Source organism: Polaribacter sp. Asnod6-C07 (assembly GCF_045063625.1).
GTDB classification, from domain to species: domain Bacteria; phylum Bacteroidota; class Bacteroidia; order Flavobacteriales; family Flavobacteriaceae; genus Polaribacter; species Polaribacter vadi_A.
In genome coordinates this window covers 1,576,310-1,593,718 of sequence record NZ_JBEFOF010000005.1, presented here as the reverse complement: position 1 = coordinate 1,593,718, position 17,409 = coordinate 1,576,310, and the positions used below count along the sequence as shown (strand labels likewise).

The window sequence follows — 17,409 nt, the reverse complement described above, 5'->3', positions numbered from 1 at the left end:
ATGAATAAATATTTATCTTTTATTGCAATTCTTTTTTTAACTGTTTCTATTTCTTTTTCTCAAAGTAAAGGGAAACAATACAATATTAGAACACTTGCTTTCTATAATTTAGAAAATCTTTTTGATACCATTAATGATACTACTATTAATGATGAAGCTAGCCCAATGATGGAATTAAAAGCAAACCGATCTAAAGTATATTGGGACAAGATTGACAAATTAGGTTCTGTTATAGTACAAATTGGTGCAGATAAAGCAAAAACTAGCCCTGCTATTATAGGTGTTTCTGAAGTAGAAAACCTAAGTGTTTTAGAAGATTTAGTAAAATCTGAACGTTTAAGAAAAAAAGGATATGGCATTATACATTACGATTCGCCAGACAAACGTGGAATTGATGTAGCTTTATTATATCAAAAAAGATATTTTAAACCTGTTTTTCACGAAGCTTTTAACCCTAAAATTTACAGAAATAATTTTCCTGTTTATACAAGAGATCAATTATTAGTTTCTGGTTATTTAGATGATGAACTTATTCATGTTATTGTAAACCATTGGCCTTCTAGAAGTGGTGGTGAAGCAAAAAGTAGACCTTTACGTGAAAAAGCAGCGTTTCAAAATACTAAAATTATTGCGCAAGTACGTGAAAAAGACCCAAATGCAAAAATTATAATTATGGGAGATTTTAATGACGACCCAATAAATTCTAGTTTTAAAAAAGTTTTAAAAACAAAAGCTAAAAAGAAAAATGTAGACTCTTTAGATATTTATAATCCTTATGAAGAATTACATAGAAGAGGTTTTAATACTTTAGCATATAGAGATAATTTAAATCTTTTTGATATGATTTTAATTTCTTCTCCTCTTTTAGATAAAGGCGAAAAAGATTTTTCTGATTACAAAATGTTTCAAGCAAAAATTTTTAATAAACGTTTTTTAAGTGGTAAAAAAGGTCAATATAAAGGTTACCCTTTCAGAAGTTTTTCTAACGGAAGTTATACTGGTGGTTATTCTGATCATTTTCCTGTATATATGTATTTGATTAAAGAGAAAAAGTAATAGAAAATTTACTCTTTATCTCTTTAAACAAAAAAACTTATTAAATGGCTGGAGAAACAAATTTATCTGAATTAATAAAAAGTATGTCTCCAAAATTAAATGATGGAGATTATATATTTTCTACTATTAAAGACATTACTAAAATTAATAGAAAAGATACCATTTGTGAGTTTAAAGAAGTAGAGGGAACAACTATAGTTATTGAGAAAGAAAAAGCTGACAAACTAAACCTAAACTATGAATATATTGCTTCTTGGATTACTTTAAATATTCATTCTTCTTTAGATGCTGTAGGTTTAACTGCAATATTTTCATCAGAATTAGCAAAAAACAATATTAGTTGTAATGTAATTGCTGGTTATTATCACGATCATATTTTTGTTGATAAGAAAGACTCTGAAAAAGCTATTAAAATTTTAAATACACTATCAAATAAAGAACAATAACATCTATCTTAGAAAAATAAAAAACCTCCTTTTAAAGTGCATAAAAGGAGGTTTTTGTTTGTGTAAATATTATCAACAATCTATTACAAAAGATAATCAGTACTAATAAAGTTAGACGCTTTTTTATCTAATAATTCTTCTAAAATTGCATTATTGTATTCTGTATCTTTAGAGGCTACAAAAGTTCTAATTGAAAAAGAACGTAAAGCATCATGAACACTTAAAGTACCTACAGCAGAATCTTTTCTACCTGTAAAAGGATATACATCTGGCCCTCTTTGTGCAGCACTATTTAAATTAACTCTACATACCAAGTTAACAAGTGTATCAATTAAAGGCGCTAAAGTTTTTACTTCGCTACCAAAAACACTTACTTGCTGTCCGTAATTCGATTCAGCCATATCATCTAAAGGTTCTTGAATGTTTTTAAAAGAAACTACAGGAATTACAGGTCCAAATTGCTCTTCTTGATATACTCTCATATCTTTAGAAACAGGATATAAAACTGCTGGAAAAATATAATTTTCAGTTGTTTTTCCTCCTTTTTTATTGATAACCTTTGCTCCCTTTTCAGTAGCATCATCTATCAATTCTTGAATATAAGCTGGTTTTCCTGGTTCTGGTAAAGGTGTTAACTTTACACCATCTTCCCAAGGATTTCCAAACTTTAAAGCATCTACTCTTTCTGCAAAACGCTTTTTAAATTTATCTACAATATGCTCATGTACATACAATACTTTTAAAGCTGTACATCTTTGGCCGTTAAAAGATGTAGAACCTGTAATACATTCATTTATTGCTAAATCTAAATCTGCATCTGGCAAAACAATTCCTGGATTTTTAGCCTCTAGACCTAAAACCAATCTCAATCTATTTTTATAAGGATGATTTGCCTGAATTGCATTTGCAGATTTACTATTACCAATTAAAGCTAAAACATCAACCTTACCAGTTTTCATTATAGGAGTTGCCAAAACACGGCCTCTACCATAAATAATATTTACAACACCTTCTGGAAAAGAGTTTTGAAATGCTTCCATTAATGGTGATAATAATAAAACCCCATGTTTTGCTGGTTTAAAAACAGTTGTATTACCCATAATTAAAGCAGGAATTAACAAAGCAAAAGTTTCGTTTAAAGGATAGTTATAAGGCCCTAAACACAAAACTACACCTAATGGTCCACGTCTTACATGTGCATAAACTCCACTATTTTTTTGAAATTTAGCAGAATCACGATCCATTTGTTTGTAATCTTCTATAGTATCGTAAATGTACTCTATTGTTCTATCGAATTCTTTTTCAGAATCTGGCAGTGCCTTACCAATTTCCCACATTAACAATTTTACAACCTCATCTCTTTTGGTTTTCATTTGCTCTGCAAACTCTTCCATACAAGCAATTCTGTCTGCAACACGCATTGTAGGCCATAAACCCTGCCCTTTATCATAAGCTCTATAAGCAGAATCTAATGCTTCTATAGCTTGATCTCCAGTTAAATTAGGCACAGTACCCAACAAAGTTGGTTTATATTTTTCTGTTGATGAAATAGAGGAATATACTTCAGAAAATTCTCCTTTCCATTCTTTTAATTCACCACTAACTAAATATGTTTTTTGGTGTTTTAATTCCGAAATTTTAAACTTTTCTGGAATTTCTTTGAAATTGTTTTTCATTTGAAATATTTAAATTTTATACAAAATTTGAAATAATTTTATATAACGAATTTAGCAAAAATTAGCGCCATCTGTTCTTTTTTGAATCTAAAATAGCGAAAAGCATTTCGTATTATAATGCATTTTAAAATAATTATACTAAAAATTGAAACAAGTCTGGTTTATCATTTAAATAATCTCCAAAGAAATTATTGTCTTTCATTCTTTTAATTAAAGGTTGCAAATCTTTAGATGACTGCAACTCTAAACCAACTACTGCTGCACCTTTTATTCTATTATTTTTTTTGGTGTATTCGAAATGTGTAATATCATCATCAGGTCCTAAAATATCAACTACAAATTCTTTTAAAGCACCTGCTCTTTGAGGAAATTTTATAATAAAATAATGTTTTAAATCTGCATACACTAAAGCTCTTTCTTTAATTTCTTCTGTTCTAGTGATGTCGTTATTACTACCACTTACTACACAAACTACATTTTTTCCTTTTATTTCATCAGCAAAAAAATCTAACGCAGCAATACTTAAAGCGCCAGCAGGCTCCACAACAATTGCATCTTTATTATACAAGTTTAAAATTGTTTGACAGACTTTACCTTCTGGAACTGTAATTACTTTATGCAAATTTTGCTGACAAATAGCAAAGTTTAAATCGCCAACTTTTTTAACAGCAGCACCATCTACAAAAGGATCTATAGTAGATAAAGCCGTGTTTTTATTATTATTGATTGATGTTAGCATTGCAGGTGCACCTTCTGGCTCTATACCAATAATTTTTGTTTCTGGAGATAATAATTTAAATACAGAAGACAATCCTGATGATAAACCTCCACCACCAATTGGCACAAAAACATAATCGATCTTTTTACTGGTTTGTTCTAAAATTTCTAAACCAACTGTTGCTTGCCCTTCAATAACTTTTTCATCATTAAAAGGGTGAATAAAGGTTTTATTTTTAGCATCGCATTCTACTTTTGCAGCATTAAAGGCATCATCAAAAGTATCGCCACCAATTACAATATCTATATACTCTTCACCAAACATTTTTACCTGTTCTATCTTTTGATTTGGTGTTGGTAATGGCATAAAAATTGTACCTTTTATCTGTAATAATTTACAAGATAAAGCTACACCTTGTGCATGATTACCTGCACTTGCACAAACAATTCCGTTTTGTTTTTCAACAACACTTAAAGCAAACATCTTATTATAAGCACCTCTAATTTTGTAAGAACGAACTACCTGTAAATCTTCTCTTTTAAAAAAAATAGTAGCAGCAAACTCTTTAGATAGATTAGAGTTTTTAGTTAAAGGTGTCTTAGAAGCTACACCTTCTAAATTTTTGGCAGCCGCTTTTATGTTAATTAAACTTGGAAAAAAAATTGATTCTGATTGCATAAATCAAATGTAAAAATAAAACCTGTCAAATTTTTAAATCTAACAGGTTTATTCAAAATATTGGGGAAATTCTTATCTTATTAAGCAGATTTAATTACTTTCATTGCAGTCATAGAAGCTCTTAATTGCTCTCCTACAATTTCTACAGGATGATTTCTTATAATCTTGTTAATTTTAATTAATTCTTGGTTATCAACTCCGTTTTCTGAGCTAAAAGATTTACCAATTACGTTTGTAGAAACTGTTTTCATAAAATCAGTTAATAAAGGTTTACAAGCGTGATCGAATAAATAACAACCATATTCTGCAGTATCAGAAATTACACGATTCATTTCTGCTAACTTCATTCTTGCAATTGTATTTGCAATTAACGGAGTTTCGTGTAAAGATTCGTAATATGCAGATGCATCAATAATACCTGATTCTGTCATTGCTTCAAAAGCTAATTCTACTCCAGATCTTACAAAAGCAACTAATAAAGTTCCGTGATCAAAATATTCTTGTTCTGGAATTTCTTGGTCTGTAATCGTTTGTTTTTCAAAAGCAGTTTCACCTGTTGCAGCTCTCCAAGTTAATAAGTTTACATCATCATTAGCCCAGTCTTCCATCATTGTTTTAGAGAAATGACCAGTCATAATATCATCCATATGTTTTTGGAATAATGGACGCATAATGTCTTTTAATTCTTCTGATAATCTAAATGCTTCTACTTTTGCAGGGTTAGACAATCTGTCCATCATATTAGTGATACCTCCATGCTTTAAAGCCTCAGTTACAGTTTCCCAACCATACTGAATTAATTTTGCTGCATAACCAGCATCAATACCTTCTGCAACCATTTTATCGAAAGATAAAATTGCACCAGTTTGTAACAAACCACATAAAATAGTTTGCTCTCCCATTAAATCTGATTTTACCTCAGCTACAAAAGAAGATTCTAAAACACCTGCTGTATGACCACCTGTTGCAACTGCATACGCTTTTGCTTGCGCCCAACCTTTACCTTCTGGATCATTTTCTGGGTGAACTGCCGTTAATGTTGGTACTCCAAAACCTCTTTTATATTCTTCACGAACTTCTGAACCAGGAGATTTTGGTGCAACCATAATTACAGTTAAATCTTTACGAATCTGCATACCTTCTTCTACAATATTAAAACCATGAGAATAAGATAAAGTAGCACCTTTTTTCATTAATGGCATTACTGCATTTACAACATTTGTATGTTGTTTATCTGGTGTTAAATTAATTACTAGATCTGCAGTTGGTAACATTTCTTCGTAAGTACCTACGTTAAAATTGTTAGAAGTTGCATTAATATATGATTGTCTTTTCTGTTCTATAGCAGCTGGTCTTAAAGTATAAGCGATATCTAAACCAGAATCTCTCATGTTTAAACCTTGGTTTAAACCTTGTGCTCCACAACCCACAATAACAATTTTTTTACCTTTTAGCGCTTCAACTCCGTCTTCAAATTCAGAAGCATTCATGAAACGACATTGACCTAATTGTTCTAATTTTTGTCTTAATGTTAATGTGTTAAAATAATTTGACATTTTTTTAGTTTTTGTTTTTGATGTAGAAAAAAGAAGTAAACCTTAAAAGTTGAATTCTTTTTTCTTTACTGTAATTTATTTTTAGTTATTATATGTTTCTAATAATGCAGAAATTTTCATTTCTTCTTTACTAACTGCAATTAAACCAGAACGAGTGTATTGCATAATTCCAAAAACACTTAATTCATTATAAAGTTCTACTATTTCTTCTTTTCTTCCTGATTTTTCAAGGACAAAAAAATCTTTATTTACAGTTACAATTCTAGCGTTACTTTCTTTAATGATATTTTGAATTTGGCGTTCTTCAAATAACAATTCTGATTTAATTTTAAATAACCCCGAAATTTGATAAATAATCTCATCAAGATTATGGTAATATGCTTTAATTACTTCTACTTGTTTTTCGATTTGACCAATAATTTTCTTTACATCTTCTTCAATCATATTGACCACAATAATAAATTTAGAAACATTCTCTATTTCTGAAGGTGAAATATTTAAACTTTCTATATTTATATGTCTTCTTTGGAAAATTGCTGAAATCCTATTCAACAATCCAATATTATTTTCAGTATAAATAGATACTGTATAAAGTTGTTTTTTTGTATTCATCTTATTCTAGTCTTATATCTGAAACACTTGCTCCTGTAGGAATCATAGGAAATACATTATCCTCTTTCTCTACACAAACCTCTAAGAAATACGCTTCTTTACTTGCCATCATTTCTGCAACAGCATCTGCTAATTCTTCTCGTTTTGTAACCTTTTTTGCCTTTATATAATACCCTTCTGCAATAGCAACAAAATTTGGGTTCACCATTTCTGTGGATGCATAACGTTTATCAAAAAATAATTGCTGCCACTGACGCACCATTCCTAAGAAATCGTTATTTAAAACCACTACTTTTACAGCTGCTTTTTGCTGAAAAATAGTACCTAGTTCCTGAATCGTCATTTGGTAACCTCCATCACCAGAAATAGAAACTATTTCACGATCTGGAGCTGCCATTTTTGCACCTATTGCCGCTGGCAAACCAAAGCCCATTGTACCTAAACCACCAGAAGTAATATTACTTTTTGATTTATTAAATTCTGCATATCTACAAGCAATCATTTGATGTTGACCAACATCACTTACAATTGCAGCATTTCCTTTACTTTGAATGTTGATTTCTTTTAAAACCTCACCCATTGTAATTCCTTCTTTTGTAGGATATAAATCGTTTTTAATTACTTTTTCATATTCAATAGCATATAAATCAGCAAATTTCTGACGCCATTCTGGATGTGTATTTTTATTTAATAATGGTAATAACAACTCTAAACTTGCTTTTGCATCACCCAAAACAGCAACATCTGTTTTTACATTTTTATCTACTTCTGCAGGATCAATTTCAAAATGAATTACTTTGGCCTGTTTTGCGTAAGTTGATAAACTACCTGTAACACGATCATCAAATCGCATACCGATTGCTATTAAAACATCACATTCATTTGTTAAAACATTTGGTGCATAATTACCATGCATACCAACCATACCTACATTTAAAGGATGAGAAGTAGGAATTGCAGATACGCCTAAAATAGTCCAAGCAGCAGGAATTCCTGCTTTCTCTACAACAGCTTTAAAAGCTTCTTCTGCTTCACTTAAAATAACTCCTTGCCCCCAAACAATTAAAGGTTTTTTGGCTGAATTAATTAGTCTAGCAGCCTCTTCTACTGAGGAAAATACAGTTTTAGGAACTGGATTATAACTTCTTACTTTAGTACATTTTTCGTATGAGAAATCAAACTCCTCTATTTGTGCGTCTTTTGTTATGTCAATCAAAACAGGGCCTGGTCTTCCACTTTTTGCAATATAAAATGCTTTTGCTATAGCTGTAGGAATATCTGAAGCTTTAGTAACTTGACAATTCCATTTTGTAACAGGTGTAGAAATACCCACAATATCAGTTTCTTGAAATGCATCACTTCCTAATAAGTGAGAAAATACCTGACCAGTAATACATACCATAGGTGTTGAATCTATTTGTGCATCTGCAATACCTGTAATTAAATTAGTTGCACCTGGACCTGAAGTTGCGATTGCTACACCTACTTTTCCAGAAATTCTTGCATAACCTTGGGCAGAGTGTGTTGCTCCTTGCTCATGACGTGTTAAAACATGATGAATTTTATCTTGATACTTGTATAATTCATCATAGACTGGCATAATTGCGCCTCCTGGATATCCATAAATTATTTTTGCATCCTCTTCAATTAAGCATCTTACAATTGCCTCGCTACCAGAAATACGTTCTGTTGTTTTTGTTGTTTTATCTTTTGTGTTTATGGTTTGTGTTTCCATATTTTTATATTTTTAGATTAGAGAAAAAAGACTAAAGATTTTACTATCTATCTCACCTTTCTTTTCTCTTATTCTTTTATCTATAATTATTTACAAATCAGTAACACATCCTTTAGATGCAGAGGCTACTGTTTTTGCATATTTATATAAAATTCCTTTTTTATGTTTTGGTTCTGGAGCAATCCATTTTGCTTTTCTTTCTGCTAATTCTTCATCAGAAATTAAAACATTAATCGAATTATCTTCTGCGCTAATTCTAATTTTATCTCCAGTTTCTAAAATCCCTATTGTTCCTCCTGATTGTGCTTCTGGTGTAATGTGCCCCACTACAAAACCGTGAGTACCTCCAGAAAAACGTCCATCAGTAATTAAAGCTACAGATTTACCTAAACCTGCTCCCATAATTAACGAAGTTGGCTTTAACATTTCTGGCATTCCTGGTCCTCCTTTAGGCCCAACATATCTAATGACGACTACATCACCTTTTTCTACTTCTCCATTAGAAATACCTGTATTTGCAGCTTGTTCTCCATCATAAACAACTGCTTTCCCTTCAAACAATAAACCTTCGTTTCCAGAAATTTTTGCAACTGCTCCTTCAGTTGCCAAGTTTCCATAAATAATTTGAATATTTCCTGATGATTTTAATGCTTTATCTTTTGGATAAATTACATCTTGATCTTCAAATTCCATTGCTTCAACATCCGCTAAATTTTCTGCTAATGTATTACCAGTTACAGTCATACAATCTCCATGCAAATAGCCATTATCTAATAAATATTTCATAATTGCTGGTGTACCACCAACTCCATGAACATCTTCCATTAAATATTTTCCTGATGGTTTTAAATCAGCAATTAATGGAGTTCTATCAGATACTTTTTGAAAATCTTCTAAAGTAAAATCAATATCAGCTGCATGAGCTATTGCTAAAAAGTGTAATACTGCATTTGTAGAACCTCCTAAAGCATTTACCAAAGCAATTGCATTTTCAATTGATTTTTTAGAAATAATATCTAAAGGTTTTAAATCTTTTTCTAATAAGTTTTTAATTGCTCTTGCGTGTCTTTCTGATTCTGATAATTTATTAGGATTTTCAGCAGGAATTGACGAATTGTAAGGTAATGCAAAGCCCATACACTCAATAGCAGAAGCCATCGTATTTGCAGTATACATTCCTCCACAAGCACCTGCTCCTGGAATTGCTCTTTTTATAATTTCTCTATACTCATCTTCCTCTATTTCACCTGCTACTTTTTGCCCTAATGCCTCAAATGCAGAAACTATATTTAATTTTTTTCCTTTATAATTCCCTGATGCAATTGTACCTCCATACATCATAATTGATGGGCGATTTAAACGCAACATAGACATTACAGCTCCTGGCATATTTTTGTCACAACCTACAATAGCAATTAAACCATCGTAACTTTGAGCGTTCATTACAGTTTCTATAGAATCTGCAATAATATCTCTAGAAACTAAAGAGTAGTTCATACCTGAAGTTCCCATAGAAATACCATCAGAAACACCAATAGTATTGAAACCTAAACCGACTAAATCTGCAATTTTACACTCGACCTTGACTTCATCTTTAAGTCTATTTAAATGCATATTACAAGGATTACCATCGTAACCAGTACTCGCAATTCCTATTTGCGCTTTTTGCATATCTTCGTCAGATAAACCAACTGCATACAACATTGCTTGAGATGCTGGTTGAGATTCGTCTTGTGTTAATCTGCTACTGTGTTTGTTTAGTTTCATTTAATGATTTCTTGATTTTGTTGACTAAATTATTCTATTTCTCTTTTTTCGTTACATTAAATTCAATTGAATACTTGAATTTCAGTTGTTTAAAATAACACTAATCTTACTGATTTACAGTTGTTTAACCTTACTTAATTATGATACTCAATTATTCAAATAAATGCAATAAAAAACCTTCCGTTTTTAAAGGAAGGCTAAATTATATTTTTATGTTATAAATACCACTTCCTGATCAATTCGCAATAATTACGATGACGTTTAAAATAGTAATAATATTTAAAATTTGTTTTTTCATTTGCGATTCAAATATTTAAAAATTTTATTTAAAAATCCTAATTTTAAATTGAATTTAATTAAATAATTGTACTCTGCCCCATATGAATGTTCTTAAAATTCATATTACTATCATCTTGATTTGTAATATAATCTGCAATAAAATCACCTACTTTAGATGTTGTTGTTGCATTTTGAATTTTACGCTTAATATCTTTAGTTGTAATACCTAAAGCCAACGATTTTTCTACTGCTCTTTCAATTGCATCTGCCTCTTCATTTAAACCTAAATGTTGTAATAACATACCTGCTGATAAAATTGATGCTAAAGGATTTGCTAAATCTTTACCTTTTGCCTCAAAATAAGAACCATGAATAGGCTCAAATAAAGCATTTTCTTCACCAATTGATGATGATGCTATTAAACCTTTAGAACCACTAATTACACTAGCTTCATCAGAAATAATATCTCCAAAAAGATTTTCTGTAAGAATAACATCAAACTTTTTTGGGTTTGTAATTAATTGCATTGTTGCATTAGCTACAAACAAGTATTCTAAAGTAATTTCTGGATATAATTTAGCAATTTCAGTAACTGTTTTTCGCCATAAACGCGATGTTTCTAACACATTAGATTCATCTACCAAGGTTACTTTTTTCTTTCTTTTTTGTGCAGCTTTAAATGCTAAATGCGTTATTCTTGTAATTTCATCAACAGTATAAACAGAAACATCAGAAGCTGTTTTACCATCTTCACTTAGTTCTTTTTTACCAAAATAAATTCCGCCAGTTAACTCTCTATACACTAAAAAATCTGTACCTTTTATTACCTCTCTTTTTAATGGTGAATTATGAATTAAATTATCATAAGCCTTTACAGGTCTTACATTACAATATAAATCCAATTCTTTTCTAAGTTGTAACAAACCTTGTTCTGGACGAATTCTTGCTGATGGATCATTATCATATTTAGGATCACCAATTGCACCATATAAAATAGCATCAGAATTTCTACAAATATCTATAGTTTCTTGAGGTAATGGATAACCCGTTTTTTCTATTGCACAAGCACCTAACAATGCTTCTTTATACAAAAAAATATGGTCGTAAGCTTCTGCTACTGCATCTAATGCTTTTTTAGCTTGATCTACTACTTCAGGACCAATACCATCTCCAGGAATTACAGCTATAGTATATTTCATAATTCTATTACATTTAAGCCATTGCTATTTTAGATATTTTATTCACCTCTTTCATTATAGAATGAATATCATCATCTTTTACTTCTTTTTGTTTATCAGCAGTTTCTAAAAATGAAGTGTAAGCAGTATCTAATTGAACTTTAGTTAATTCGTAACCAATTTTTTTAGCTCTATAAGCTAAAGCTGCTCTACCACTTCTTGCAGTTAAAACAATTGCACTTTCTGTAACCCCAACATCTTCAGGATCCATAATTTCGTATGTTTCTCTGTTTTTTATTACTCCATCTTGATGAATTCCAGAACTATGAGCAAATGCATTAGCACCAACAATAGCTTTGTTTGGTTGCACAGGCATTCCCATACTTTCACGAACCATTATACTTGTATCATACAATAATTTTGTATTGATAGAGGTTTCTAAATTTAAATATGGATGTTGTTTTAACACCATTACAACTTCTTCTAAAGCTGTATTTCCTGCTCTTTCTCCAATCCCATTTATGGTACATTCAATTTGACGAGCACCATTAATAACACCAGAAATTGAGTTTGCAGTTGCCAGACCTAAATCGTTATGACAGTGACAAGAAAGTGTAACTTTTTCTATTCCTTTTACGTTTTCACGTAAATATTTCATTTTTGCACCATATTCTTCTGGCAAACAATAACCAGTAGTATCTGGAATGTTTAAAACAGTTGCACCTGCTTTAATTACCTCTTCACATACTCTTGCTAAAAATTCATTATCAGTTCTACCTGCGTCTTCTGCATAAAACTCTACATCTTCTACAAAAGATTTTGCATAAGAAACTGCTTTAATAGCTCTTTCAATTACTTTTTCTCTAGTAGAATTAAACTTGAATTGTATATGAGAATCACTAGTACCAATACCAGTATGAATTCTTGGATGATTTGCAAATTTTAATGCTTCTGCTGCTACTTTTATATCGTTTTCTACAGCTCTAGTTAAACCACAAACTGTTGCATTTTTTACAATTTTAGCTATTTCTGACACTGAAGTAAAATCTCCAGGACTAGAAACAGGAAAACCAGCTTCAATTACATTTACACCTAGTAAATCTAATCTTTCTGCTATAACCAATTTTTGATTAGTATCTAGCTTACAGCCAGGCACTTGCTCTCCATCTCTTAAAGTTGTATCAAAAATTTGAACCTTATTATCTTGCATAATTTGTAAAGATTATCTTTATATTTAATCAAATGTATATTAATGAGATTAAAATAAATGGTTATTTTTACAGTTCAGTACGATTTCTAATATACTTAGCTAAAACACAAGTATTTTATAATCAGTAATTTATGAGTAAAACTACTACATCAGTCAATAATCAAAACGATGCTCTTTTTATATTAATCAAGTCTTTAACCAAGTCTGAAAAGAGGCAATTCAACTTATATGTTGGTAGATTAGGTGGTAATATTGACGCCAAGTTTTTTTCGCTTTTCAAGTTTTTAGAAAAGCTAAAAATCTATGATGAAAAAGTAATTATTAATAGCGGAATTGTTTCTAAACAACAATTATCAAATTTAAAAGCGCATTTATATAAGCAGATTTTAATTAGTTTACGTTTAAATCCTGCTCATAAAAATATTAGAATTCAGATAAGGGAGCAACTAGATTTTGCAACAGTTTTATATCAAAAAGGATTATACAAGCAGAGTTTAAAATTATTAGATAAAGCTAAAAATTTAGCTTTAGAGAATGAAGAAAAAAACATTGCCTACGAAATTGTTGAACTCGAAAAAGTAATTGAAACACAATACATTACAAGAAGTTTAAGTAACAGAGCAGATCAACTTTCTATACAAGCAAAAACGTTAAGTCAGCAAAATGTAATTGCAAGTAAATTATCTAATTTATCATTACAACTATATAGTCATTTATTACAAAATGGGTATGTGAAAAACAATAAAGAATTAGAATTCATTAACCTTTACTTCCATAAAAGATTACCAAAATACAACTTTGAAGATTTAGGTTTTAGAGAAAAATTATGGCTTTATAAATCTCATTTGTGGTATAGCTTTTTAACTCAAGATTTTTTGCAGAGTTACAAGTATGCCAGAAAATGGGTAGATTTATTTAAAGAGGATAAAAAGCATATTTTACAACACCCCGTTTTTTATTTAAAAGGGATAAATTACCTTTTAGAAGCATCGTTTTTTGTAAAGAAAAAATCTACCTTTAAAAGAGAATTAATTTCTTTTGAAGAGGAAATTGAGCAAAACACAATTCCATCTAATACAAATACGGAGCTTTTAATTTTTCAGTATTTGTATGCCAATAAATTACACTTACACTTTTTAGAAGCTACTTTTTCTGAAGGTGAGTATTTAGTGGAAATCATTAATCAAAAAATACAAGATTATAGAAACAGATTAGATAGCCATTATATTGTAATGCTATATTACAAAATTGCTTGTTTGTATTTTGGAATGGGTAAAAACGAATTATGTATTGCTTATTTGCAAAAAATAATAAAGTCTAAAAACTTAAGTTCTGCAGAAGATTTACAATGTTTTGCAAGAATTTTAAATTTAATTGCGCATTACGAATGTGGATTAGATTACGATTTAGAAAGACAGTTTTTAGATACCTATAAGTTTCTTCTAAAGATGGAAAACCTACAAGAAGTTCAAAAAATATTCTTGACATCTATTAGAGATTTGAGCGATGTTTTTCCTCATGAAATAAAAAATGAGTTCAAAAAAATACACGCAAAACTACAAAAGTTTGAAAATCATCCTTATGAAAAAAGAGCATTTTTGTATTTAGACATTCTATCTTGGTTAGAAAGTAAAATAAAAAACAAACCTATAGCTTTGATAATTAAAGAAAAATCAAAGAAATAAATTATACATTACATTATTATTAATTATTTTGATAATTATTACGAACATTATATTTTTTAATAATTTTCTTAAAATAATACGCATCTAAACCCATCAAAATAAATAATACTTCTATTTTTGTGGTGTGAATCTTTCTAAATTAAATACAAATTCTTCTAAAACTACTTCTGTAGTATGTATTTCTATGAACACCATTATTCGCACATCAACTACAACTATTACCCTTTAGGGGTTCTGCTATATACATATTACCTAGGTTATTTATTGTTTCGTACAAATCGAAATAAAAACTATAAAAAAATTACAAACTATTTATCAATTTAAGATGAAAGTATTAAAATTCGGAGGCTCTTCAGTAGCCAATTCAGAAAAAATCAAACAAGTTTTAAGCATTGTTGCTAAAACATCAGAAGAACAAAAAGTAGCAGTTATAGTATCTGCATTTGGCAAAACTACAGACAAACTTTTAGCTGGCGCAAACGAAGCTTTAGAAGACATTACTGCTGCAAAAGAAATTTTAGAATTAATTAAAGAATTACATTTTAGAGTAATTGATGACCTAATCATCAAAAACAAAAAAGAAGTTACTGAAGAAATCACCTATTTATTCGATCATTTAATTTCTATTTACGAGGGTATCTTTTTACTTCAAGAATTATCAAACAAAACATTAGCAAAAGTATCTAGTTTTGGTGAAAGATTATCTTCTTACATTATTGCAAATGCTGCCAAAGAAACTTTAGATGCTACTCACAAAGAAAGTAGAGATTTAATTGTTACCAATGATGAGTATTTAAATGCACAAGTAAATTTTGAGGTTACTAATAAAAATATTGCTGTATTTTTTCAGGACAACCAACATAAAGTTACAGTTTTAGGTGGATTTATTTCTTCGAATACAGGCGAAGAAACCACAACTTTAGGTAGAGGTGGTTCTGATTTTTCTGCTGCCATTTATGCTGCTGCTTTAAATGCTGATGAATTACAAATCTGGACAGACGTTAGTGGTATGTTTACTGCAAATCCTAGAATTGTAAAACAAGCTTATCCAATTTCCGAAATTTCTTACGAAGAAGCAATGGAGTTGTCTCATTTTGGTGCAAAAGTTTTGTATCCGCCAACAATTCAACCTGCTTTGCGTAAAGAAATCCCTATTAGAATTAAGAACACTTTCGATCCTGAAAATTTCGGAACGTTAATTTCTAACGATCCTGAAAATGGAAACGAAGTAAAAGGAATTTCGCATATAGAAGACATTAGCTTAATTACTTTAGAAGGTGGAGGAATGATTGGCATTCCTGGTTTTTCTAAACGTTTATTCGAAGCACTTTCTGTTGCTAAAATTAATGTAGTGTTTATTACTCAAGCTTCATCTGAACACTCTATTTGTGTTGGTGTTTATGATACTGATGCAGAAAAAGCAAAAACTATTTTAGACGAAACTTTTAGCATAGAAATTTACAGAAAAAAAATAAAACCAATTATTGTAGAAAATGATTTGGCAATTATTGCTGTAGTTGGTGAGAGCATGAAAAACTACCAAGGTTTAAGTGGACAAATGTTTAGTGCTTTGGGTAGAAATAATGTGAATGTTAGAGCAATAGCCCAAGGTTCATCAGAAAAAAATATCTCTGCAGTTATTAATAAATATGATGCAAAAAAGGCATTAAATACCTTACACGAACAATTTTTTGAAGAAAGAACTAAACAATTAAACTTGTTTGTAACTGGTGTTGGTAATGTTGGTGAGCGTTTTTTAGCACAATTAAATCAACAAAAAAAGTTCTTAAAAGAAAACTTAAAACTAAACATTAGAGTTATTGGTATTTCTAATTCTAGAAAAATGGTTTTTAATGATTCTGGAATCAATTTAGATAACTGGAAAGATTTATTAGAAAATGGAGAACCAACAAGCATAGATAATTTTTACATAAAAGTAAAAGAAGCAAATCATAGAAATAGTGTTTTTGTTGATAATACAGCAAATCAAACTGTTTCTGAGATTTACGAAAAGTATTTAAGAAATAGTATCTCTGTAGTTACTTGTAACAAAATTGCTTGTGCTTCTAGTTTTTATAATTACAAAAAATTAAAAGAAGTCTCTAAAAAATACAATGCTTCTTTCTTATTCGAAACAAATGTTGGTGCAGGTTTACCAATTATAGATACACTTAAAAACTTAGTAAATTCTGGTGATCAAATTCATAAAATTCAAGCAGTTTTATCTGGTAGTTTAAACTTTGTTTTTAATAATTTTAATGAAAGCTCAACATTTCACGATGTTGTTACTCAGGCACAAAAAGAAGGATATACAGAACCAGATCCAAAAATTGATTTAAGTGGTGTAGATGTTGCTAGAAAAATTTTAATTCTTGCTAGAGAAAGTGGTTTTAAAATGGAATTAGAAGACATTGAAAAGAATGCTTTTTTACCAGAAGAGGCTTTAAACACAAGTAATAATGATGATTTTTATGCAGCATTAACAAAACACGAAAATCATTTTCAAAATATTTTTAAACAAGCCAATGACAAAGATTGTCGTTTAAAATATGTAGCAGAATTTGTTGACGGAAAAGCAAATGTTGGCTTACAACATATACCCACAGATCATCCTTTTTACAATTTAGAAGGTAGTGACAATATTGTGTTATTTTTTACAGACAGATACCCAGTAAATCCATTAATTATTAAAGGTGCAGGTGCAGGTGCAGATGTTACTGCTTCTGGTATTTTTGCGGATGTTATAAGAATTGCTAATCAATAAAACAGTTTAAAAGTTGAAACTTTATAAACTCTAAGAACTTTCAAACTAT

Annotated in this window: 12 protein-coding genes; 4 read left to right on the top strand and 8 right to left on the bottom strand. The window is 29.9% G+C overall.

Annotated elements, in window-relative coordinates; genetic code table 11:
• The gene (locus ACJJVK_RS06765) at nucleotides 1-1,056 is read left to right on the top strand and encodes an endonuclease/exonuclease/phosphatase family protein (RefSeq protein WP_405564463.1); all 1,056 of its coding nucleotides are present in this window, start codon (nucleotides 1-3) and stop codon (nucleotides 1,054-1,056) included.
• Between the two features lie 44 nt (nucleotides 1,057-1,100).
• Nucleotides 1,101-1,502: an ACT domain-containing protein gene (locus ACJJVK_RS06760; protein WP_405564461.1), complete on the top strand. Its 402-nt coding sequence runs from the start codon at nucleotides 1,101-1,103 to the stop codon at nucleotides 1,500-1,502.
• Nucleotides 1,503-1,585: 83 nt separating this feature from the next.
• Here the strand turns inward: ACJJVK_RS06760 and ACJJVK_RS06755 are convergent, their stop codons facing one another.
• From ACJJVK_RS06755 to ACJJVK_RS06720, 8 genes are all read right to left on the bottom strand, one after another.
• Nucleotides 1,586-3,178, bottom strand: a complete 1,593-nt coding sequence (locus ACJJVK_RS06755) for an NADP-dependent glyceraldehyde-3-phosphate dehydrogenase (protein WP_215994114.1) — start codon at nucleotides 3,176-3,178, stop codon at nucleotides 1,586-1,588.
• A gap of 133 nt (nucleotides 3,179-3,311) precedes the next feature.
• Entirely contained in the window at nucleotides 3,312-4,574 is a 1,263-nt protein-coding gene (ilvA, locus tag ACJJVK_RS06750; protein WP_405564458.1) for a threonine ammonia-lyase IlvA, read from the bottom strand.
• Nucleotides 4,575-4,654: 80 nt separating this feature from the next.
• Nucleotides 4,655-6,130 carry a ketol-acid reductoisomerase gene (ilvC, locus tag ACJJVK_RS06745; protein ID WP_405564455.1) on the bottom strand — a complete coding sequence of 492 codons (1,476 nt, stop codon included), beginning with the start codon at nucleotides 6,128-6,130 and terminating at the stop codon, nucleotides 4,655-4,657.
• An 81-nt stretch (nucleotides 6,131-6,211) separates the two neighbouring features.
• Complete coding sequence (ilvN, locus tag ACJJVK_RS06740; RefSeq protein ID WP_405564452.1) at nucleotides 6,212-6,742, bottom strand: acetolactate synthase small subunit; 531 nt, start codon at nucleotides 6,740-6,742, stop codon at nucleotides 6,212-6,214.
• Nucleotide 6,743: 1 nt separating this feature from the next.
• Nucleotides 6,744-8,477, bottom strand: a complete 1,734-nt coding sequence (ilvB, locus tag ACJJVK_RS06735) for a biosynthetic-type acetolactate synthase large subunit (protein ID WP_405564451.1) — start codon at nucleotides 8,475-8,477, stop codon at nucleotides 6,744-6,746.
• A gap of 90 nt (nucleotides 8,478-8,567) precedes the next feature.
• Nucleotides 8,568-10,244 (bottom strand): dihydroxy-acid dehydratase, encoded by a 1,677-nt coding sequence (ilvD, locus tag ACJJVK_RS06730; RefSeq protein ID WP_405564449.1) that lies wholly within the window; start codon nucleotides 10,242-10,244, stop codon nucleotides 8,568-8,570.
• Nucleotides 10,245-10,600: 356 nt separating this feature from the next.
• On the bottom strand, nucleotides 10,601-11,722 hold the full coding sequence (gene leuB, locus ACJJVK_RS06725; RefSeq protein ID WP_405564447.1) for a 3-isopropylmalate dehydrogenase: 1,122 nt from the start codon (nucleotides 11,720-11,722) through the stop codon (nucleotides 10,601-10,603).
• A gap of 13 nt (nucleotides 11,723-11,735) precedes the next feature.
• Complete coding sequence (locus ACJJVK_RS06720; protein ID WP_405564444.1) at nucleotides 11,736-12,911, bottom strand: 2-isopropylmalate synthase; 1,176 nt, start codon at nucleotides 12,909-12,911, stop codon at nucleotides 11,736-11,738.
• A 131-nt stretch (nucleotides 12,912-13,042) separates the two neighbouring features.
• Here ACJJVK_RS06720 and ACJJVK_RS06715 point away from each other — a divergent pair, with 131 nt between their 5' ends.
• Nucleotides 13,043-14,596 carry a hypothetical protein gene (locus ACJJVK_RS06715; RefSeq protein WP_405564441.1) on the top strand — a complete coding sequence of 518 codons (1,554 nt, stop codon included), beginning with the start codon at nucleotides 13,043-13,045 and terminating at the stop codon, nucleotides 14,594-14,596.
• A 325-nt stretch (nucleotides 14,597-14,921) separates the two neighbouring features.
• On the top strand, nucleotides 14,922-17,360 hold the full coding sequence (thrA, locus tag ACJJVK_RS06710) for a bifunctional aspartate kinase/homoserine dehydrogenase I (protein WP_405564438.1): 2,439 nt from the start codon (nucleotides 14,922-14,924) through the stop codon (nucleotides 17,358-17,360).
• The last annotated feature ends 49 nt before the right edge of the window (nucleotides 17,361-17,409 follow it).